The 20804-nt window shown below is 57.1% G+C and carries 19 protein-coding genes and 2 pseudogenes; 9 read left to right on the top strand and 12 right to left on the bottom strand.

Annotated features, from left to right (window positions below; translation table 11 throughout):
- Positions 1–9: 9 nt before the first annotated feature.
- On the top strand, positions 10–1509 hold the full coding sequence (locus FEM03_RS17805) for a serine hydrolase domain-containing protein (protein WP_138087638.1): 1500 nt from the start codon (positions 10–12) through the stop codon (positions 1507–1509).
- Between the two features lie 144 nt (positions 1510–1653).
- On the opposite strand, the gene FEM03_RS17800 is transcribed toward FEM03_RS17805, so the two are convergent.
- Both FEM03_RS17800 and FEM03_RS17795 read right to left on the bottom strand, forming a co-directional pair.
- Positions 1654–3744 (bottom strand): TonB-dependent siderophore receptor, encoded by a 2091-nt coding sequence (locus tag FEM03_RS17800; protein WP_138087637.1) that lies wholly within the window; start codon positions 3742–3744, stop codon positions 1654–1656.
- Positions 3745–3928: 184 nt separating this feature from the next.
- Complete coding sequence (locus FEM03_RS17795) at positions 3929–5032, bottom strand: PEP-CTERM sorting domain-containing protein (protein ID WP_138087636.1); 1104 nt, start codon at positions 5030–5032, stop codon at positions 3929–3931.
- A 618-nt stretch (positions 5033–5650) separates the two neighbouring features.
- Between FEM03_RS17795 and FEM03_RS17790 the strand changes: the two genes are divergently transcribed.
- From FEM03_RS17790 to FEM03_RS17775, 4 genes and pseudogenes are all read left to right on the top strand, one after another.
- The gene (locus tag FEM03_RS17790; protein WP_138087635.1) at positions 5651–6583 is read left to right on the top strand and encodes a GAF domain-containing DNA-binding protein; all 933 of its coding nucleotides are present in this window, start codon (positions 5651–5653) and stop codon (positions 6581–6583) included.
- 47 nt (positions 6584–6630) lie between these two features.
- Positions 6631–7464, top strand: a complete 834-nt coding sequence (locus FEM03_RS17785) for a carboxylesterase family protein (RefSeq protein ID WP_138087634.1) — start codon at positions 6631–6633, stop codon at positions 7462–7464.
- A 26-nt stretch (positions 7465–7490) separates the two neighbouring features.
- Positions 7491–8369, top strand: coding sequence for a sugar phosphate isomerase/epimerase family protein (locus FEM03_RS17780; protein WP_166442958.1), 879 nt, complete (start codon positions 7491–7493; stop codon positions 8367–8369).
- 309 nt (positions 8370–8678) lie between these two features.
- Positions 8679–8930, top strand: a pseudogene (locus FEM03_RS17775) (DUF4172 domain-containing protein); the annotation flags it as partial.
- A gap of 139 nt (positions 8931–9069) precedes the next feature.
- On the opposite strand, the gene FEM03_RS17770 reads toward FEM03_RS17775, so the two are convergent.
- The 8 genes from FEM03_RS17770 to FEM03_RS17735 all read right to left on the bottom strand — a co-directional run bounded on the left by FEM03_RS17770 (position 9070) and on the right by FEM03_RS17735 (position 15782).
- A complete protein-coding gene (locus FEM03_RS17770) occupies positions 9070–9513 on the bottom strand; it encodes a hypothetical protein (protein WP_138087632.1) in 444 nt (147 codons plus the stop codon).
- Positions 9514–9581: 68 nt separating this feature from the next.
- On the bottom strand, positions 9582–10907 hold the full coding sequence (locus FEM03_RS17765; protein ID WP_138087631.1) for an enolase C-terminal domain-like protein: 1326 nt from the start codon (positions 10905–10907) through the stop codon (positions 9582–9584).
- 47 nt (positions 10908–10954) lie between these two features.
- A complete protein-coding gene (locus FEM03_RS17760; RefSeq protein WP_138087630.1) occupies positions 10955–11827 on the bottom strand; it encodes an NAD(P)-dependent oxidoreductase in 873 nt (290 codons plus the stop codon).
- A gap of 37 nt (positions 11828–11864) precedes the next feature.
- On the bottom strand, positions 11865–12263 hold the full coding sequence (locus FEM03_RS17755) for a PIN domain-containing protein (protein WP_138087629.1): 399 nt from the start codon (positions 12261–12263) through the stop codon (positions 11865–11867).
- Positions 12251–12493: a hypothetical protein gene (locus FEM03_RS17750; RefSeq protein ID WP_206171062.1), complete on the bottom strand. Its 243-nt coding sequence runs from the start codon at positions 12491–12493 to the stop codon at positions 12251–12253. Before FEM03_RS17750 ends, FEM03_RS17755 begins: the two co-directional genes overlap by 13 nt.
- A gap of 64 nt (positions 12494–12557) precedes the next feature.
- On the bottom strand, positions 12558–13997 hold the full coding sequence (locus FEM03_RS17745; protein ID WP_138087628.1) for a GntP family permease: 1440 nt from the start codon (positions 13995–13997) through the stop codon (positions 12558–12560).
- A 12-nt stretch (positions 13998–14009) separates the two neighbouring features.
- Positions 14010–14786, bottom strand: a complete 777-nt coding sequence (locus FEM03_RS17740) for an HpcH/HpaI aldolase family protein (RefSeq protein WP_138087627.1) — start codon at positions 14784–14786, stop codon at positions 14010–14012.
- A gap of 102 nt (positions 14787–14888) precedes the next feature.
- Positions 14889–15782 carry a LysR family transcriptional regulator gene (locus FEM03_RS17735; protein WP_138087626.1) on the bottom strand — a complete coding sequence of 298 codons (894 nt, stop codon included), beginning with the start codon at positions 15780–15782 and terminating at the stop codon, positions 14889–14891.
- Positions 15783–15889: 107 nt separating this feature from the next.
- Here FEM03_RS17735 and FEM03_RS17730 point away from each other — a divergent pair, with 107 nt between their 5' ends.
- From FEM03_RS17730 to blaOXA, 3 genes and pseudogenes are all read left to right on the top strand, one after another.
- Entirely contained in the window at positions 15890–16501 is a 612-nt protein-coding gene (locus tag FEM03_RS17730; protein WP_138087625.1) for a pyridoxamine 5'-phosphate oxidase family protein, read from the top strand.
- Positions 16498–16925 (top strand): annotated as a pseudogene (locus FEM03_RS25850) (nuclear transport factor 2 family protein). The gene FEM03_RS17730 and the pseudogene FEM03_RS25850 overlap by 4 nt, the downstream one beginning before the upstream one ends.
- A gap of 72 nt (positions 16926–16997) precedes the next feature.
- Positions 16998–17789 (top strand): class D beta-lactamase, encoded by a 792-nt coding sequence (gene blaOXA, locus FEM03_RS17720; protein ID WP_138087624.1) that lies wholly within the window; start codon positions 16998–17000, stop codon positions 17787–17789.
- A 178-nt stretch (positions 17790–17967) separates the two neighbouring features.
- Here the strand turns inward: blaOXA and ligA are convergent, their stop codons facing one another.
- Together ligA and FEM03_RS17710 are read right to left on the bottom strand one after the other, a co-directional pair.
- Positions 17968–19962, bottom strand: coding sequence for an NAD-dependent DNA ligase LigA (gene ligA / locus FEM03_RS17715; RefSeq protein WP_138087623.1), 1995 nt, complete (start codon positions 19960–19962; stop codon positions 17968–17970).
- 39 nt (positions 19963–20001) lie between these two features.
- Positions 20002–20397: a VanZ family protein gene (locus tag FEM03_RS17710; protein ID WP_138087622.1), complete on the bottom strand. Its 396-nt coding sequence runs from the start codon at positions 20395–20397 to the stop codon at positions 20002–20004.
- Positions 20398–20608: 211 nt separating this feature from the next.
- Between FEM03_RS17710 and FEM03_RS24520 the strand changes: the two genes are divergently transcribed.
- Complete coding sequence (locus FEM03_RS24520) at positions 20609–20779, top strand: hypothetical protein (protein WP_166442957.1); 171 nt, start codon at positions 20609–20611, stop codon at positions 20777–20779.
- Positions 20780–20804 lie beyond the last annotated feature (25 nt).

The following is a 20804-nucleotide window of genomic DNA, read 5'->3' as shown; positions in this document are numbered from 1 at the left end:
TTACCCCCAATGAAAATCTGCTCCGTTGTTTCGCGTGGTTGGAGGGCTGGTTTGTTAATGATGCTGACGATCGCGGTGGGCGCGATTGGAGAGGAATTGCCTGAGCGCGAGAGCATCTCTGCGGAACAATTCGAAAAGTTCATCGAAGAGGCGATGAAGCGTTATCAGGTTCCCGGAGCGTCGGTGACAGTGGTCAAGGACGGCAAGTCGGTGTTGGTGAAGGGATTTGGATTTCGGGATTTGGAGACAGCGGCGCCGGTGGATGCGGACACGATTTTTCATCTGGCCAGTGTTTCAAAGGTGCTGACGGCCATGGCGGCCGGGGCGGTGGCAGACGCTGGAAAGCTCGGGTGGGATCAACCAGTGGTGGAGGTGTTGCCTGGCTTGCGATTGATGGATGAGCATGCCACCCAAGACGTAACGTTGCGGGATCTGCTGACGCATCGCACGGGTTTGGTGAGTTATGGATTTCCTCCCTACTGGCGGCATCTATTTCCGCGTGAGGAATTATTGAAGCGTTTGCGTTTCATTCATCCGGCTTATTCATTTCGTGATCACGCCGAGTATTCCAATATTGGTTACTTTCTGGCTGGCGAAGCGGCGGCTGCGGCATGGGGTTCGACTTACGAAAAGTTATTGTCGGAATCGGTGTTGGTTCCGGTTGGCATGTCGCGGTCGGGATATTGGGGGGATTTTGATGAAGATAAGAATGTATCGCGGCAATACAGGGTGGTCGACGGGCAGGCCAAGGCGGTGGAGGTGTCAATGCCGGACACCTACGCATCATCGAGTGGACTCAGTTCAACGGCGAATGATCTGGCGAAGATGATGAACGTGTTGCTGGCGAAGGGGAAAAGTGGAGATCGGCAGGTGCTGAAGGAGGAGACGGTGGAAACGATGTTTTCGCCAGTGTTGGCAAGTCAGATGGATTTTGCGGCGGTGCCGCCGATTGGAGCTGACACGGGTTTTTTCTTCAGTCCTGGTTGGAATGTCTATTATTCTGGAAATCGACGCGTGGTGGAAAAAAGCGGGGCGTTGGAGGGCATTCGAGCCAGTGTGATGCTGGTGCCGGAGGAGGAGTTGGGAGTGGCGGTGCTGGCTAATTTGCATCTCACCACGTTTCCTGAAGCCGTGAGGACCAAGGTTTTGCTGGAGGCAGTTGAAGGGGCAAATGGAGAGAAAGAAGATGGCGAGTCAAAGCAACTTCAGGAACGAATCTTCCAGCAGGGCGGCGAGATTGCCAAAATCCTTGCGAACAAACCCAAGCCACCCAGTGATGGCCATCCACCGCGATATGTGCCAGTGAACTATGCGGGAGTGTATGTGAGTGATCTTTTTGGGAAGTGGACGATCAAGGTCGATGCGGAGGCAAAAGGAGAATTTGTTTTAAACGTGGGAACGGAGTCCGGTCAGTGGTCGGGGGTGTTGCGTGGCTGGGATGGAGACACCTTGATGTTTGACTGGCCAGGCGCGCTGACATGGCCCGATCTAGCCGTTTTTAGGTTTTAGCAAGGTCAGAAAGAGGCGGAGGGATTTACGTTGGATGGGTATGAGTTTAAAAGAGTGAAAAGTGAAAAGTGAAATGCGTATCGGGGGCGGAATCCGGCATCTTGTGCCGGGTTTTATGAGTCGTCCAATTGGGACGGGGGTTGCTCAAAACTTCATGGTGATGCTGGCACTCATGTTGAAGGGTTGACCGGGAAGGACGTAGAGTTCGTCGTAGGAACCGACGAAGTGGCGCTTGTCCAAGACGTTGTTGAAGTTGATCTGGGCGCTGAAGTTTTTGCGTTCATAGTAGAGAGCGGCGTCCACGATGCCATAGGCGGGCAGATCAAAGGTGTTGTAGGCGGAGCCAGCCTGGGAGGTAAGATAGCGTCCGCCGATGCCCAATCCAAATCCGCGCAGGGGCCCACTTTGCACGGTGTATTTTAGCCAGGCATTGATGTTGTGATCGGGGACGCCAAGGGTGCGACCACCGACAGGCAGAAGGCTGTCCTTGAGGATTTCGGTCTCGGTATAGCTGTAGGCAAAGATAAAGTCCCAGCCAGGAGCGAGGTTGATGGCGCTTTCCAGTTCGACGCCGCGTGCTCTTTGTTCGCCAGCGGCAAAGGAGTCGAGCGGGTAGGGCGTGGAGAGATCGTCGGTGGCGGCGTTTTCGCGGGTGAGTTGATAGACGGCTAGGGAAGCGGTGAGACGTCCGTCCAGCAGGGACGTTTTGACTCCGGCTTCCCAGTTTTCGCCTTCTTCTGGATCGACGACGTTGCCTTCGGCGTCGGTGAAGGTCCATTGGGGATTGAACGATCGGCTGTAGCTGGCATACGCAGCGACGCCAGGGATGAACTCATAAGTCAAACCCACACGGGGTGTCGTGGCACTGTCTTTGGTGTGGCCGAGGTCGGTGTCATCGAGCGTGGTGGTGTCGTATCGCACGCCGAGGGTCAGGGTAAGCTTGTCGAAAAATTTTGCCTGCTCTTGAATGTAAAGGCCGAACTGATTGAACTCGGAGTAAGAGATGGTGAAGGGATCGGATGAGCGACGGAACGGAACTTGGTAGTTGGGGGAGAAGAGGTCGAAGGGGATGAGTTCGCCGTCGCCAAATCCATCGAGACCAAAACTGCGGTCGACATAATTATAGTCCACTCCGGTGGTGAGATGATGGTCGATCTTCACGGTGGTGAATTTAAAAGTCACGGCGGTGTCCACGGCGAAATTGAAGTGGTCATCAATGACGTTGACCGGTGGGATGAGATACAGGGTGCGTTGGTTGTCGTCGAGATAGGCGGGGTAGAGAATATCGATGCGATGCAGGTTGCTCCAACTGGCGCGCAGGTTCTGGCGCAGTGACACGATGTCGTTGAACTGGTGGTTGAACTCATATCCGGCGGTGCCGAGCCAGCCTTGCACACCCTGGGATTTTCCAGGGATTCCGATGAATCGGTCATGGGGAATCTGGCCGTTCTTGTTGGGGAGGACGGTGCCATGAGCCACCAAAGGAAGTCTGAAGATTTCGTCGGTGTATTTGTAACTGGTGAGGATGGTCAGGCTGGTGTCGGGTCCCATTTTCCAAGTGAGCGAGGGCGCGACGAAGATTCGCTGATATTCGACATGATCGACGAATGATTCGTTTTCCCGATAAAAGGCGTTCACGCGGGCGGACACGTTTTTGGAGAGTGGACGATTCACGTCGAGGCCACTGGTGAACAGGTTGTAGGAGCCGCCGCCGAGGGTGAATTCGGTGAAGGCATCGGGTTGGGGGCGTTTGCTGACCATGTTGATGAGGCCGCCGAGGGAAGCTCCGCCGTAGAGTGTTGAAGCGGGACCTTTGACTACTTCGACCCGTTCGAGGCCCCATAGTTCCATCGGCGAGGAGAAGCCGGTGATCTTTAATCCATCAAGATACGTGACGTCGTCAGCGGCAAAACCGCGGATACGGAATGAGTCCAACACGTCATAAAATCCTCCGGTGGAAACACCAGCGCTGTATCTCAACACTTCATCAAGTCGATGGAAATCGCGGTCTTTGATAAATGCGTCGGTAAGCACGGTGACCGACTGGGGCGTCTCCAGCAACCGGGCGTTGGACTTAAGGGCAGTGATGGAATCCGTGGCTTGGTATCCGTCGGAAGGAGCGGAAGCAGTGACCGTGACGGTTTCCATTTGAGTGCTGTCGGGTGGGGATTGGGCAAGGGCTGGAGAAACGATCAGCAGACTTTGAACGAGGGGGAGGCAATAACGAAGAGACATGGGAGTGAATCTTGATGGGAGGTTGTATTTAATGTTGAGCCGAGGCGGTAGTGTTTGGCGATGGAGCAGTAAACGGAAACAGAGCACACGCAACGAAATTGCGTGTGCTCCAGGATTTAAAAGCAAAGCTAAGTTGCGAGCAGGCGATCAATGGCGGGCCTTACCCGACTTTCATTTCCCATGATTAGCTTTGGCGGCGTCGTCTGAGGATGGCGAGGCAGCCTGCGACACCAATCAGCAGCGCACCCGAAGGTTCGGGAACGGGGATCGGGGCCAGCAACGCTTCGGAGATATCGGCGACGGATCCAAATCCTATAAAAGAACTAAGATCGACGATTTCAGTAATGCCCAAGGCAGCCTCAGTGCCACCTCCAGGGTTGGTGAATCGAAATAGCGATCCACTGTTTGAAAGTCCGTAGAGAAGATCAGCCGCGCCTAGTCCGGCAATCTGAACCACCCCAAATTCGTCAAACGAGAGGTCGTCATCCATAATAACTCCTGCTGCGAAACCTGTTCCATTTTCAATACCTGAGATGGTTCTGCGGATCAGACGGTTCTCTCCGTCGACCACGGTCGAAGTGTAGAGAGTTCCATTAGAAATGACAAAATCTCCGCCGCCATAATCCCCGAAAGGGGTAAGGTCAAAGTTGCTGAAGTTGTCAATGCTGGTGACGGCAGTTCCGCTGGCATTCAAGTTAAGTCGAGTCAGGCTGTCTGTGAGTTGTCCTCCTGTGTAGTAGCTGTTCGACACCGGGTCGAAAGCTCCACGGGGAAAGGCACCGCTGCCTGCGCTGTCTGAATCCGGGAGACCGCCAGCCAAGGCAGCAGTAATGGAATGAACAAGATCGACTTCCCAGACTGAGCCATTCAAATTTCCCTTGTATAGTTGAAACGTGTAGTTGCCAGCGGTCGCGCTAGCACTGTTGTCGTTGTAGGTATAGTTAAAATAAACGTCATTGGTGGTTATATCAATCGCGAGACCGTTGATGTATTCGCGGTAACGACCGGCGGCACCGTAGTTGGAAACATAAGATCCTAGATTTGCCACCCTAGTGCTTGATGTGACCGTGGATGCACCATACGGATTCGCGACGGCGAATTGCACCAAATTGAAATTTGCCGCGTCGGCAGCGCCAGATGTATTGTGCAAACCGTAAAGATAGTGGGTGGTCTGCGCTTTTATTGTCATTCCCGGAGACAGGACGGCAGCGAGGGCACCAAGGACGATGAAGATCGAACGAAATCGATTCGACGATGAGAGGGGTTTGTCGGGAGTTGGGGATGTCATGGCTATTTCAGGTTGATTTGTTTTGAAGCAACCGTCTTGGGATCAGCCGGGGATATGATCACAAGAACGGTTGTTTGGCTGCGATGTTTGTTGGGAGCATCGCGGAGGTTACTTGTGACTCTTCCAGTGGGGGACGGGGGATGGTGAAAGGGTCATAAGGCCAGCGAGCCCAGTAATGGCGGGAACTGGACCAATCACAAACCCGCATAGATTTCCGACATTTGGGGTCGATAATTGCAGGGGGTTTTCAGCTTAAATCGATTTTCTGCCGTGGGGGTCGATTTTTGTGCATGCGTGCGATGGCGATGCGAATTGTTTAGGCGCGTCAATTAGCTAAACTAATCAATAAATTGGATGATAGCACTGCATTGAGGGTTTTCGATTTTTCATCCATCCAGACCGATCTTAAGGAATCGTGGGGCAATTGCTTGGTTATCTCTGCAAGAGATTGATTTCCAATGCTATCTGATGGTTGGATGGAGAAAAGTTTTAGGGAATTGAATTGACGATTTTCACCCATTCATTAGTATATCTGAGCCATTGTCTCAGGAACTTGATGTCGCTTCTGGCATGGATTCTAGGATTTGGCATTAATCTTTTGCTGATGGTGGCATTTTCATGGCAACTGCAAAGTTAAAATCCCCCCCTGATCGATCCGAGGAAGCAGTCTTTTGGCGGTTGTTGGCGAAACACGCCTGCGAGAGATCTTCTAAAGTTGCCATCGATAAGACCTTGAGGTTGATGGGGCGATTGGTGAAGGCGGACAGGGTTTGGATCGCGAGATACAGTGATGACCTGACCCGTTTTTGGAATGTTCATGAATGGGCCAATCGAGGAGTGGAGCCTCATGTGATGGATTTGCAGGGGGCCTCGTCGCAAATGATGTCGTGGGGGCATCAACGGCTGGTGAATCGGGAAGTGATCGAAATTCCCGATGTGGACAAGATGCCGCGGTCGGCGAAGGGCTTGAGGGCAGAATTGAAGCGACAGAAAGTGGGGGCAACCCTGGTTTTTCCTTTGGTTTATCGAGGACGGCTGATTGGTTTCCACGGTTACGATCATCCAAGACCCGTCAAGGGGTGGAGCGCCCACCGTGTTGAGTTCAAGAAGAAAGTGGCGATGCATCTGGCGGGATTGTTGGCGCGGGAGAGAGTTCCCTCGGTCTCAGGAATTGATGCAAGCGCTGATATTGGTGCGGGTGGGCAGCCTGCGAACCTGTCGAGGGTGATCAACGTGAAAAGTGCAAAAACGAGGGTGTCGATCACGGAGGATGAGATCGTGATGTTGCGATCGTTTGGAGACTACACGTGGATTCACCTCATCAACGGGAAACGGTTCATGGAGTTGCGGAGTTTGCGGTCGTGGATTGCGTTACTGGGGCGGGATGACTTTGTCCGGGTGCATCAAAGGTTTGTGGTGCGGGCCGACCGGATTTTGGGGGTGGAAAAAGCAACCGGAGCGGGTTGGAACTTGGCGCTGAAGGGTTGGGCAGATCGGATACCCGTGGGGCGAACCTACCGGCATTTGATCCGGTCGAAGATGGGTTTCTGAGTGGTTGAAACGTTGCCAGCGAGGCCGGTTTGGGGGTAGGATGAGAGATGAAGTTTTTCGTGATTTTGTTGCTGTTGATGGTGGTGAAAACTTCGGCGGAGGATTCACCCTATTTTCGAGAAGAGGTGGGTGAGGAGCGGATGGTTCCGCCGACGGCGAATCGTGGTTGTGGGTTGATGGTGCCGCTGGGGTGGACAGTTGAGGACAAGGCCCGGTATCCGCTGGTGATTTACATGCATGGGGGTGGGTCAAAAGGAACGGATGGTGCGAAGCCGTTGAAGGAAGAGTTGCCACGGTTGCTGGCGACGCCGGAGTTGCGCGAGAAGTTCCGCTGTTTTGTGCTGGTGCCGCAGTGTCAGGATGGCGATGATGCCAGTGGGGAGCGACCCAACAATTGGGTGAAGTGGGACAATCAGCGGTTGAAGCCGCCGTTTTGGTTGAAAAGCGACGAAGAGGCGAGTGACCAGTTGTTGGGGGCGATGGCAGCTTTGGAGGATGTGCTGGCGAGATATCCGGTGGATGTTGCGCGGATTTATCTGACAGGGGTTTCGATGGGTGGCAGTGCCTCGTGGAACTGGGCGTCGCGAGATCCCGATCGTTTTGCAGGGATGGTGCCGGTGTGCGGACTAAGCGATGTGCGTCGCGCGAAGCCTGTAGCGATAGCGAAGGTGCCGGTGTGGACGTTTCATGGAGACCAGGATGATCAGGTGCCGGTGCAACGCACCAGGGACATGGTGGTGGCGCTGAAAAAGGAGGGCAGTGGGGTGAAATATACGGAGTATGCCGGAGGAGGTCACGGCATTGCGAAACGGGTGTGGGGTGAGGATGATCATGCGGCGTTGCGATGGTTGTTCGAACAACGCAAGGTGGTTGACAGGTGAGCGCAAACCATGGGAGGATGGGCCGCATGATGATCTGGAGTAAATTGACGTTGGTTCAGGCGATGATGGTTGGCGTGGTGAGTTCAACTGGTGCTAGTTTGATGGGGCAGACGCTGAAGCCGCAGGGCGAATACATGACGTTTGCCTTGAGCACGGTGGAATGGGGACGAGAGTGGGATTTGTTGCAACTCGTGGAGAGTTTGGAGACTGCGGGAGTCAAGCAGGTGGAGCTTGGCGCGGGACATGGCCATGGAGTGCTGCCGGTGTTGAGTCCAGAGGAAAGAACGGCTTTGCGGGAGCAGTTTGAAGAAGCAGGAGTTGCGGTGGTGGGCATGCGGGTGGATGTGGCGTTTGATGCCGTGGACAAGGCGGCACTGGCGACGGCGGTTGATCAGGTGAAACAGCATGTGCGGCTGGGGCATGATGTGGGCGGCAGCGGCGTGAGGGTTCGTCTTGGGGATCTTAAAGGCGATGAGGCATTGATCGAACAGACGGTGAAAATGCTGCGCGAATTGGGGGATTTTGCCGTGGGATTTGGTCAGGAGATCCGCGTGGAAGCGCAGGCGGGAACGGGAAATGTGGCGGATCTGATCGCGGTGTTGAAAGCGGTGGATCAGGACCAGGTGCGGGCCGCCTTCGGCGTGGGCAATGGCGCTCTGACGGCCAAAGGGGTGGAGGAGGAGTTCAAGCTGGTGCAGGACTATCTTGGATCCGTCGTCTTGGTGGATATGCAGGAAGAGGGTGATGTCGAAGCTTATGATGCGCTGGCGAAGTTGCTGGTGGAAGTCGATTTCGAAGGCCGGGTGTTATTGACCACCAAAGCCGAGGTCGGCGACGCCGTTACGGCAACCGGTCGGCAGAAGGTGTTGTGGGATCAGCGCGTGAAGAAGGCGCGGATGCCTTGATGGGGCACATTGCCAGCGCACGGCTTTGAACTTTCAGAGGGATCTGCAGGTTGTAGAGATTCGACAGAGAACTCGGTCGACAACGTTCCGCTCCTGCAGCCGTTGACCGATGGTTTTGGGGAATTGTGCGACCACGGATTCAATGCTGCTGTCGTGGAGAAGCAGGATTGCGTCGGCTATTCAAGAAGAGCATCCGAACAACGGAGATTGAATAACAATTGGTGGTTTATGCCTCAAAATATGCTGTTTTGTGAGGCATAAAAAGAGCGGCAATAGCTCATGCCTGAGAAATCTGAACTTCCTGATTGCCGAATTAAAATCTATGACCGTTTCGAGGGGCAGTTTAATGAACGTCAGGCAAAGGCCATCCAGCGTGTTCTGAGGGAAGGTCCATCAGGATTCGAGGGTGGTCTCAGTGCTGAAAAATACATTCGAATCACCGGTGCGTCGCGTGCCACAGCTACCCGGGATTTGAATGATCTGGTTGAGAAGAATGCCCTTAAGCGCAGAGGAGAGCTTAAGGGCACGCGGTATCATCTTGATATCGGTGCCAGGGTCTGAAGGGGAGGTGTCGGCGGGTGATCAGTTTTTTGCGGGCTGCCAGATCCCGAGCCGCGTGTTTCGGGGGAACGGATCGTGCTGGGGTCATAGTGATAGCTTGGCTGTGCACTTGTCGGGAAGAATGGCGGCCTGATTGTGGCTAGTTTGTGGCTCTTTTCTTTAGATTGATGAGGTGTTCGGATTGAAGAAGTTTTCCGTCTGCATCCCGGGCTGCGTTGACGAATTCGATGAATACGAATTTCCACAAATGATCGAATTCGGATGGAACTTGAGTATCTAAAAAGCGTGCGCCTTGGGTTAGCAGTTGGGGATTGCGAGCGACTGCAAGACAATTGATGAAACTGATGAAGAATGACTCGGTGATCCGGTTGATTATCTGATCTTTTTCGGTGGGCTTTCGATCACTTTTCGACCAGTCATTTGACCACGCTTCGTATTCGCCCATGATCCCCTGGGCCGAAATGCTTATCGAATTTAACAGAGGGTTCTTTTCCCAATCATGCGCGGTGTCGACGGGGGATCCGCGGACTGCGCCAAGAAGCAGGAAAGATAAAAGGAAGGTATATTGCAGGGATGATTTCATGGCCGATGGTTTCTGCTGAATCTCCCTTGGAGCTCACCTGATTGAACCTTCGGCTCATATGCTGCTCTTCACCAGCGCACGTTTTGGAATTCCCAGTCGGGGACTTTTTTGCGCATTTCTACGAGGTCGTCGCGGTGGGTTAGTCCGCAGGTGAGGAAGTTTTGGTGGAGCTTCTCCAGGGCTTCGTGGTCGAGTTCGACGCCTAGGCCGGGTCCATCTGGGACGCGGACGGAGCCGTTTTCGAAGGGGAGGCGGCCGCCTTTGATGATCTCGTCGGACTGCCAGGGGTAGTGGGTGTCGAGGGCAGAAGTGAAGTTGGGAAGGGCGGCGCCGAGATGGACCATGGCGGCGAGGGAGATTCCTAGATGGCTGTTGGAATGCATGGAGAGATCGCGGCCGATTTCCTGGCATTTGGCGGCGAGTTTCATTGAGGCGGTGAGGCCGCCCCAGAAGTGGTGGTCGCTGAGGATGATGTCTTCGGAATGGTGCTCGACGCTGCCGGGGAGGCAGGCGAAGGAGGTGGTGCACATGTTGGTGGCGAGAGGAGTTTTGAGGGCGCGACGGACGGTGGCCATGTCTTTTTGGCCGCGCACGGGGTCTTCGAGGTATTCGAGGTAGGGTTCGAGTTCGCGACCATACTTGATTGCGGTTTCGACGGTCCAGACGCCGTTGGGGTCGATGCGCAGGGGGGTGTTGGGGAAGGCTTCGCGCAGGGCGATGATGGCATCGACTTCCAGACGGGGTTCGAAGCAGCCACCTTTGAGTTTGAGGGATTGGAAACCGAATTCGGCGACCATGGCGTGGGCCTGGGCAACGATGCCGGCGGGGTCGAGGGCGGCGGCCTGGCGGGCGGCGGGCCAGCCGGTGGCGGTCGGGTCGATGTTGAATTCGAGCGGGCCGCCGGCACCTTCGTATTTGTAGAAGAGGTAGGCGGCGAAGGGGACGAGGTCGCGTTTTTTGCCGCCGAGGAGGTCGACGATGGGTTGGTTGGTGATTTTGCCGATGATGTCGAGGCAGGCGACTTCGATGGCGCTGAAGATGTGGACGAGTTTACGCTGGTCCCAGGGGGTGGCGCCGCGGTTGGCGATGGATTCCTCGCCGAAGTGGCCCTGGATGGCGGCCATGATGTCGGGAAGATTGGAGGGATCTTTGCCGAGGATGAGCGGTCGGGTTTCTTCGAGGGATTGGTTGATGGCAACGGTGCCGGGGATTTCGCTGATGCCGGTGATGCCGTCATCGGTGATGAGTTCGATGACGGTGCGCAGGGCGTAGGGGGCGTGGAGGCCGGCGGCGTTGAGCAGCGGGGGGTCAACGATGGCGATGGGGGTGATGCGCATTTCGGCGATTTTCGGGCCGCTCGTGATGGGGGTGCGCAGGTTGAGGTGAAAGGACATATCGAAAGGCGAAAGGATAAAGGCTAAAGGCGAAAGGATGAAGCGGCTCAGGCGGGGGTGATCCCGGAGAGTTGTTCTAGGAGGAGGGCGAGGGCGCTGTGGTCGAGTTCGCCGTGACCGTCGGCGATGAGTTGTTCCATGCGGGCGGTGACCTGGGCGCTGCCGTCGAGGGGGACTTCAAATTGTTTGCCGGTGGCGAGGGCAATGTTCATGTCCTTGCGGTGGAGTTTGACCTTGAAGCCGGGTTTGAAGTTGCGGTCGATGATGCGCTGACCGTGGAGGTCGAGGATGCGGCTTTGGGCAAAACCGCCGAGGAGGACTTCGCGCATTTTGACGAGGTCGACGCCGGCTTTTTGGGCGAGCGTGAAAGCTTCGGCGACGGCCTGGATGGTCATGGCGACGATGATCTGGTTGCAGGTCTTGGTGGTTTGACCTGCGCCGGGGGCACCAATGTGGACGATGTTTTTGCCCATGGCGGCGAAGAGGGGCTGGGCGCGGGTGAAGGCGTCGGCACTGCCGCCGACCATGATGGAGAGGGCGGCGTTTTGGGCTCCGACCTGACCGCCGGAGACGGGGGCGTCGAGGGCTTCGACGGATTTGGCGGCGAATAGTTGGTGCAGGGCGATCGCGGTTGTGGGGGCGATGGTGGACATGTCGATGAACAGGGAGCCGGGGCGGATGGTGTCGATGATTTGCGCGGCGACGGCTTCGACTTCGGGGGAGTCGGGGAGCATGGTGATGATGATGTCAGAGGCGGCGGCGAGGGAGGCGGAGTCGGGATGGGACTGGGCTCCGGCGGCGGTGAGGGTGTTGGCGGCGGCGCTGGTGGCGAGGACGGCGACAGGGTGGCCGGCTTTGATTAGGTTGAGTGCCATGGGTTCGCCCATGATGCCGAGTCCGATGAATCCGATTTTTTCCATGTTATTGTGTGTGAGTAAAAGTCTTAAGTGAAGGGAATTAGCGGGTGAGGAAGATGAGACGCAAGGGGAAGATGTCTGCTAGGGGAGCATAGTCCTTGTCGAAGGTGACCAGTTCGGCGTCGTGATGGATGGCAATGGCGGTAATGAGGAGGTCGAGTGCGCCGATGTTGATGCGCTGGTCGCGGCATTGCTGGCCGAGGCGGGTGGCGTCACGCCAGATTCGAGGCGGCGTGGAGAGGAGGGGGAGAGTGGCGAACTGGGCGTTGATTTGCGGGCGCTCCTCAAGCGTGGCGTAGCGCAGGATTTCAAAAGCGATGGGCTCGCAGATCGCGGCCTGGGTGTCGAGGATCCAGGGTTGGATGCGAGATTTGAGCGATGGCGGCGTTTTGCGGCGGGTGAAGTCCACCCAAAGGGACGAGTCGATCAATCGCGCCATTGTTCAGCGAGAGTGGTGGAGTGTTGGCGGTCGGCAACTTGTGCGGCTTCGTAGCCTTCGAGTTCGGCAGACCACTCGCCCGAGACGAATTTGGCGGCGATCTCGGCGCGGCGTTGCATCGTGAGGGTATCAGCGAGCAGTTTGCGGATGGCGGGGCCTTTTTTGGTGATGCCGGTGAGGCGGGTAATCTCCTCCAGTTCGGTTTCAGGAATATCGATGGAGATTTTCATGATTTCAAAATAGCATTGTCTGATTTATTGGCAAGGAAAGTCTGATTTGTGGGCGGTTTAAGTCTTAGATGAGAGGGAACAGTTTTGCGCCGATCATGATGACGAGGAGGCCGGCGAGGCCCATGATGGTGAGGAGGGGGGAGAAGGTTTTTAAGACTTCGCTTTCGGTGAGGTTGCTCATTTTGCCAACGATCCAAAAGCCGCTGTCGTTCATCCAGGGGATGAGTTTGGAGCCGCAGGCAATGGAGAGGGCGAGGTAGAGGGGGTGGTAGTCGAGGTTGGCGTCGGTGGCGACACCGGCGAGGATGCCGGCGGCGGTGATCATGGCGACGGTGGCGGAGCCTTGGGCGGTGCGGACGATGGCGGTGATGAAGAAGGAGAGGGGGATGAGGGCCATTTGATAGCCGCTGGTCAGATCGGCGATGCGGGTGCTGATGCCGGTCTGCTGAAGCATGCCGCCGAAGGCTCCTCCTGCGGCGGTGATGAGGATGATGACGCCGGCACTCATGAGGGAGGCGCTGACGGGTTCAAGGATATTGGTGCTGCTGCCGGAGCCTCGGTTGCGGAAGGCGAGGATGAGGAGGGCGGCGAGGGCTCCGCTGGTCAGGGCGGTGTTTTTTTCGCCGAGGAAGCGGATGAGGGTGAGGAGTGGGTGGTTGGCGTCGGCGTAGTAGCTGTCGATGGTGGCGCTGGCGCTGATGAAAACGAGGGGGATGAGGACGGGGAGGAGGGCGAGCCAGAGGTTGGGGAGGCGCGACTCGTCCTGGGCGGCGAGGGCGTGGATTTTTTCGAGGGGGGCGTCAATGGAGTCGCGCAGGGGGATGGGCCAGCGGCGGTTGGCCCAGACGGCGTAACCGTAACCGGCGGCGATGGTGAAGAGGCCGACGATGGTGCCGCCGATCATCATCATGCCGATGGGGATTTTCATTTCACTGACGAGAAAGAGCGGGCCGGGGGTGGGGGGGACGAGGGAATTGGACATGGCGGCACCGCCGGTGATGGCCATGATGAGGAGGATGTAGTTTTTGCCGAGCCGGGCGGCCATGGCTTTGGCTAGGGGGACCATGAGGTAGAAGACGGTGTCGAAGAAGACGGGGATGCCGAGGAAGAAGCTGCCGCCGAAGAAGGCGGCGGGGGCGTTTTTGGGACCGGTGAGGCGGAGGAGGGAGCGGACGATTTTTTCGGCGGAGCCGCTGTCGAGCAGGCATTTGCCGATGATGGAGGCCATGGCAATGAGGATGCCGATGGTGCCGACGGTTTTGCCGAAGGCTTCGGCGATGCGTTCGCCGACATGGCGGTCGGCCATTTGAGCAGCGGCCTGGGCGGACATGCCGCGGTCGATCGCGAACTGTTCGATGGCCGCAGCGGGCGTCATCATGGCGACGGCGAACGCGCCAAGGAGGAGGGCGAGGAAGGGATGGAGGCGCAGCCAGATGATGCCGCCGACGACGAGGATGACGCCGCAGATGATGATGACGATGGGGTCGGCGAGGAAGGGAGGCATGGCGGCTTTGATTTACGATTGAGGCACGTCGCGAGCGGACTGGAGCTTGGCGGCCATGGTGCGGGCGCTGTCGGCGACGAAGGTGGCGTCGGCTCCGCAGGCGATCATGCGGATGCCGAGGTTGTGGTATTTTTGGTAGTCGTCGGGATTGAAGAAGAGGATGCCGGTGGCTTTGTTGGCGTTGTTGGCGGCTTTGACGATGGCGTGGACGGCTTCGAGAAATTTGGGGTGGTCGAACTGGCCGAAGATGCCGAGCTCCATGGTGAGGTCGGCGGGGCCGATGAAGAGGACGTCGACGCCGTCGAGGGCGGCGATTTCATCGAGGTGGCTGAGAGCTTCGATGGTTTCGATTTGGATGACGCCGAGGAGGTTTTCGCGGGCGTCGCGGTAGTAGTCGGCAAAGTCGCGTCCAAAGGCGGTGGCACGCACCATTTTGGCGACGCCGCGGGTGCCGTGGGGTGGGTAGTGCATGCCGCTGGCGACGGTTTGAGCTTCGGCGGCATTGTTGACCTTGGGGCACATGATCCCCTGGGCTCCCATGTCGAGGACACGGTGGATGCGCTGACTGGCGGCGCTTTCAACGCGGACGATGGGGGTGGTGGGGGTGTGCTGGAGGGCCTGGAGCTGGGCGGCGATGTCGGTTTCGCCACCGGCACCGTGTTCGAGGTCGATGAGCACCCAGTCGAAGCCGGCGAGGCCGACGATTTCGGCGGTGAGCGGGGAGCCGAGGTTAAGCCAGCAGCCGTTGACGGTTTCGCCGGCTTTGATGCGTTGTTTGAGATTTTTCATGACGGGATCGAAAGGGTGTTGGGCGGAGAGAGAGTGAGAGCCTATCGGGCAGGCGGGGGATGCCAAGGTTTTTTTATGATGGCAGTCGAGAGTTGGCGTCGATCATTTGTCTTTGGCGACGACTTGTTTGAGCGCCTCTAGCAAGGTTCTGGCAGCGGTGGAGGTGCGGCCACGTTGGGTGAGGACGATGAAGTCCCAGCGTGCCTGTTCATCGCTGATGGGCACGAACGTGACGCCCGGGTGTTGGAACTGAAGGAAGTAGTCGGGCAGCAGGGTGACGGCGGATTCGGACACGACTAGGGAGAGGACGTTGGTGATGCCATCGACGATGGCGGCGAAGCGGGGTTTGAATCCGGCGGTGCGGCAGAGGGAGGTGAGCCAGCGGTTGCGACCCGGCATGTGGTGTTCATCAATGCCGATGAAGTCGCGTCCTTTCAGGTCTTTGAGGGTGATCCTGGTTTTTGAGGCGAGGGGATCGCTGTCGGAAAGAGCGGCGCAGACCCGGAATGAGCCGAGTTTGGTGCTGTGAAATTCGCTGGCGGCGACACTGCCTTCCTGGCCGATGAGGGCGAGGTCGAGTTCACCAGCACGAAGTCCATCGATTTGTTCGCGTGGCGAGAGGTCGTGCAGCAAAAGTTTGACGTCGGGATGGGCTTTGCGCAATCGGGTGAGTGCCGGGGTGAGGATGCTTTGAGCGGCGGAGATGAGATATCCCACGCGCAGTTCCGATCGTTCGCCGCGGGCCTGACGGCGCAGGTTGGCGAGGTTGAGGTCATACGCTTCCATCAGGGGACGCATGGATTTCATCAGCGTGTGGCAAAGGTTGGTGGGTTTGACGCCACCGGTTTCACGTTCCAGCAAGCGGCCGCCGATTTGTTCCTCAAGCGCTTTCATCTGCCGACTGAGGGCGGGCTGGGACAGGCGCAGGCGAAGGGCGGCGCGATTGATGCTTCCTTCTTCGATCACAACCAGCAATGCGCGGATGAGGTCAATCATGAGGCGGGAGGTTATGTTGGTGGTGCATAACCGCAACAGGAAAGCAGCATTACCCGTGAGGTTGGTGAGGGGGCATGATGGGTTTGTAACTTATAACTAATTTTGCCATGGCTGATCGATACATGCATACGGTGCTGACGCCTGCGGTTCTGGAAGCGGAGCGTCATTATTATGGTCGCACTTATCCCGACTTTGAAGGGGCTCCAAAGGTCGATGCGCTGACCGCATCGGAGGTGGCGTTTATTGAAGATCGCGACTCCTTTTACATGGCAACCATCACGGAAAACGGCTGGCCTTATTTGCAACATCGCGGTGGACGGAAGGGGTTTTTGAAGGTTACCGGAGAGAATGAACTGATGTTTGCGGATCATGGGGGCAACCGGCAGATGATCAGCGTTGGCAGTCTTGCGGTGAATGATCGGGTGAGTTTGTTTCTGATGGATTATCCTGCGCGGGAACGGCTGAAGATTCTTGGTCATGCGAAGGTGTTGGATGCGCGTGAACATCCCGACTTGGTGGAGCGCATTGCTCCGCCGGGAGGTCATGCGGCGAAGGTTGAGCGGATCATGGTGATCGATGTTTTGTCTTATGACTGGAACTGTCCGAAGTTCATCACGCCGCGATTTACGCCTGCTGAGATTGAAACGGCCATCGTGCCATTGAAAAACCGCATTGCGGAACTGGAAGCTCAACTGAAAACCTATCAATCCGAATCATGAACCCGCGCCCACCACTCCCTCCTTTTACTGAAGAAACCGCCATTAAAAAAGTTCAAGCTGCGGAGGATGCCTGGAACAGTCGTGATCCGCAACGGGTCTCGCTTGCCTACACGGAGGATACGGAGTGGCGCAACCGATCCCACTTTCTTCGTGGTCGGGCTGAGGTGGTCGAGTTTCTGACGCGCAAATGGGAGAGGGAACAGGACTATCGTTTGAAGAAAACGCTGTGGGCTTTCACGGGGAATCGCATTGCGGTGCGATTTGAATATGAATGGCATGATGACAGCGACCAGTGGTGGCGCAGTCATGGCAATGAAACTGGGAGTTTGATGAGAATGGTTACATGGCGCGGAGGTTTGCGAGCATCAATGATCAGCCGATAGAAGAGAAAGATCGCAAGTTTCGTTGGGAGCGTGTCGCTTAGTTGGTGATGGATGATTGGCGATTCAAATTTTTTGATCGATCTTGGAGGCCGGGTGGGTGTAGAACCAATGGGATGAGAAATCCGTGGTGGAGCTTTGGTGTCTTTGTTTTTGTTTGCAGTTCAGGCTGGGCGGAGGATGCGCTGGTGGAGCGGGCGGAGTGGGGGCGTTTTTTTGAGGAAGCGAAAGCGGAGGGGACGGTGGTGGTGTTGGATGAACGGGGGGAAGGTGGAGGAGCGTCGGGAGTTTATGATGGGGAGAGGGCGAAGAAGCGGTTGACGCCGGCTTCAACGTTCAAGATTCCGCATACGTTGTTTGCGTTGGACGCGGGAGTGGTGCGGGATGAGTTTCAGGTCTTTGAATGGGATGGAGAGCAGAGGCCGATTGAAACCTGGAACCGGGATCAGGATTTGCGTTCGTCGATGCGGAATTCGGTGGTTTGGGTTTATGAGAAATTTGCGCGGGAGATTGGGGATGAGGCGGAGATAGAGTATTTGAAGAAGGTGGGTTATGGGAATGAGGAGGTGACGGGAATGAAGCCGTTTTGGGTGGAGGGGGATTTGGCGATTTCAGCGGTGGAGCAGGTGGCGTTTTTGAAGCGGCTTTATCGGAATGAGTTGCCGTTCAAGGTGGAGCATCAGCGGTTGGTGAAGGATGTGATGATTGTGGAGGCGGGGAGGGATTGGATCTTGCGGGCGAAGACAGGCTGGAGCGGGGAGATTGGGGGGGGGGTGGGATGGGTGGAGTGGCCAACGGGGCCGGGGTTTTTTGCGCTGAATATCGACACGCCGGGGCGGATGGAGGATTTGCCGAAGCGGGAGGGGATCACGCGGGCGGTGCTGCGTGAGGTGGGTGCGCTGCCTTGATGGGGGTGAGAGGGGGCGAAACCGACGGCACGTCGGTGGTCCGACTTGGGGAGCGGCGGGAGAGGGTGCGTTGGGCGGATTGTGACTTGGTGGTGGGTTGAGACCGACGGAACGTCGGTGGTCCGATTTTGGGTTTTTGCCGACGACACGTCGGCACTCCATGGTGGGGGACGAATCGTTAGCGGGGGGAGTTTAGGAGGTCGGTGAACTCGGGCTCGGTGAGGGTTTTGACGCCGAGTTTTTTGGCTTTGTCGAGTTTGCTGCCGGCTTCTTCTCCGGCGAGGAGATAGGTGGTTTTGGCGCTGACGCTGCCGCTGACTTTGCCGCCGTGACTGCGGATGATTTCGGCGATGGTTTCTCTCGGTTGACTGAGGGTGCCGGTGATGACCCAGGTGGTGCCGGCGAAGCGGTCGGAGGCTTGTTCGGTTTGGGGGTTGGTGAAGTTGAGACCGGAATCGCGCAGGCGGGTGATGAGTTGCTGATTGGCTTCGTCGTTGAACCAGGTGTGGATGCTCTGGGCGACGATGGTGCCGATGTCGCTGACTTTTAAGAGGTCTTCGATGGAGGTAGTCGAGAGTTTGTCGATGCTGTCGAAGTGATCGAGGAGGCTGCGGGCGCTGGAGGCTCCGACGTGGAGGATGCCGAGGCCGAAGAGCAGGCGCCAGGGAGGCTGGGTTTTGCTTTCGGCGATGCCTTTGATGAGGTTATCGATGCTTTTGGTGCCCTGCCGTTCCATGCGGGCAAGGGAGAGTTCGTTGAGGTCGTAGATGTCGGCAGGGGTGCGGATGAGGTTGAGGTCGACGAGTTGGGCGATGTTCTTTTCGCCGAGGCTGCGGATGTCCATGGCACCGCGTTGGGTGAAGTGTTCGAGCCGGCGTTTGACCTGTTCAGGGCAGTTGGGATTGGGGCAGCGGATGGCGACCTGGACGGGGTCTTTGACGGCGGGGGTGTTACAGACGGGGCAGGTGGTCGGGACAGGGACGGGGGTTTCGTTGCCGGTTCGCGCGGTGGTGTTGACGGAGATGACGGCGGGGATGATTTCGCCGGCTTTTTCGATGGTGACGAGGTCGCCGATGCGGATGTCTTTGCGCTGAATTTCCTCGTAGTTGTGAAGGGTGGCGTTGGAGACAGTTGAGCCGCTGAGCAGGACGGGGGTGAGGCGGGCGACGGGGGTGAGGGCACCGGTGCGACCGACCTGGATGTCGACGGCAAGGAGTCGGGTTTCGGCTTGTTCGGCCTGAAATTTGTAGGCAATGGCCCAGCGGGGCGCTTTGCTGGTGGCACCGAGTTCGCGTTGTTCCGCGAAGCTGTCGACCTTGATGACGGCACCATCGGTGTCGTAGGGGAGGGATTTGCGTTGGGCGTCGATGGCGTGGGTGGCTTCGAGGACTTGTTCGAAGGTGTCGCATGGCCAGAGGAGCGGGGAGCGGGGGAGTTTGGAGTGGTCGAGGAGTTGGTGGATCTCGCTTTGGGTGTTGAGCTGGGTGTCGCCGGGGTCGCCGAGGCCGTAGAAGAGCACGTGCAACGGGCGTTTGGCAACCTGGCGGGAGTCGAGTTGTTTGAGGGTGCCGGCGGTGGTGTTGCGGGGGTTGGCGTAGAGGGGTTCACCGGCCTCTTCGCGTTCCTGGTTGATCTTGTCGAAGACGGTGCGGGTCATGTAGACTTCGCCGCGGACTTCGAAGGTTTGGGGTCCATCAGCGGGAATGCGCAGGGGGAGGCCGCGGATGGTTTTCATGTTGGCGGTGATGTTGTCGCCCACAGTGCCATCACCGCGGGTGGCGGCGTAGTTGAGGAGACCATTTTCATAGCGCACGGCGACGGCGACCCCGTCGATTTTGGCTTCGACGAGGCAGCGAATGTGTTCGCGTCCGAGGGATTTTTGGAGGCGGTTGTAGAAGTCGCGCAGTTCGGCTTCGGAGTAGGTGTTGTCGAGGCTCATCATGCGCACGGGGTGCGTGATTTGCGTGAAACCCTGGAGCGGGGCACCGCCGACGCGCTGGGTGGGGGAGTCGGGGGTGAGCAGGTCGGGGTGGGCGAGTTCGAGATCCTGGAGTTCGCGGAGGAGGGTGTCGTATTGCTGGTCGGTGATCTCGGGCTGGGCCTGCTGGTAATAGAGCTGGTTGTGGTGCTCGATTTCGCGGCGGAGTTGAAGGATACGGTCAGCGGCGGACATGTTACAAAAGGATGAAGGATGAGGGATGAAGGCTGAAAATTATCGGCTGAGTTTTTTGATGAGGGGGAGGAGATAGGGGCTGACGAAACAGGCGACCACGCCTCCGAGGGTGTCGGCGATCCAGTCGCCGAGATCGTTGCCGCTGCGGTTGGGGGTGAAGGATTGACGGAATTCATCGAGGGCTCCGATGCTGGCGCAGAATAGGATGACGAATAGGGAGATTCGGGCGTGGGTAAAGTGGGGTCGCGAAAATCGTAGGGCGAGATAGAGACAGATGCCGCCGAGAGCGAAGTAGGTCAGGTGCATGACTTTGTCGCGATGCATGAATTCGGGGACGGGGGCCTCGAGTTGGGATTGGGAGGAGAGGTAGAGCAGGGCGGCATACCAGACGACGACGGCGAGGAACCAAGAGAGGGGACGGGAGAGGATGGACATGAGAGAGAGGGAGCCCGGGTGGGTGAAAGTTGGATGAAGTCGGTATGAATTGTTGGTGAATTGGTCGACGGCGATAAGACGCTAAGAGATTCGTCGCGAGCATGAATGTTGGTGAATCGTCTGGATTTGGCAATTGAACGTTTGACGTTGCACGATTGGATGGCGAAGGGAGAAGCGGAGTTGTTGCATCCCTTCTCCGTAAAAAACCCTTATGAAATTAAGCGCCCCCACCCAGAAGTTGTTTGTCGTGTCATTGATCCTAGCGGTGCTGGGACTGATCGGTCATTTTGAGTCGGTCAAATATCTGAGCCAATACAGCTTCTGGCTGGTCGTCGGAGCTTATGCGCTCTTGACGATTGGATGCATGTTCCGAAAGGCCTGATTCAAAATTACCCAAATCAATCGAT

The organism is Phragmitibacter flavus (assembly GCF_005780165.1).
Lineage (GTDB): Bacteria > Verrucomicrobiota > Verrucomicrobiia > Verrucomicrobiales > Verrucomicrobiaceae > Phragmitibacter > Phragmitibacter flavus.
The sequence above is the reverse complement of the archived record's forward strand: the minus strand, read 5'-3'. Positions and strand labels throughout refer to the sequence as shown.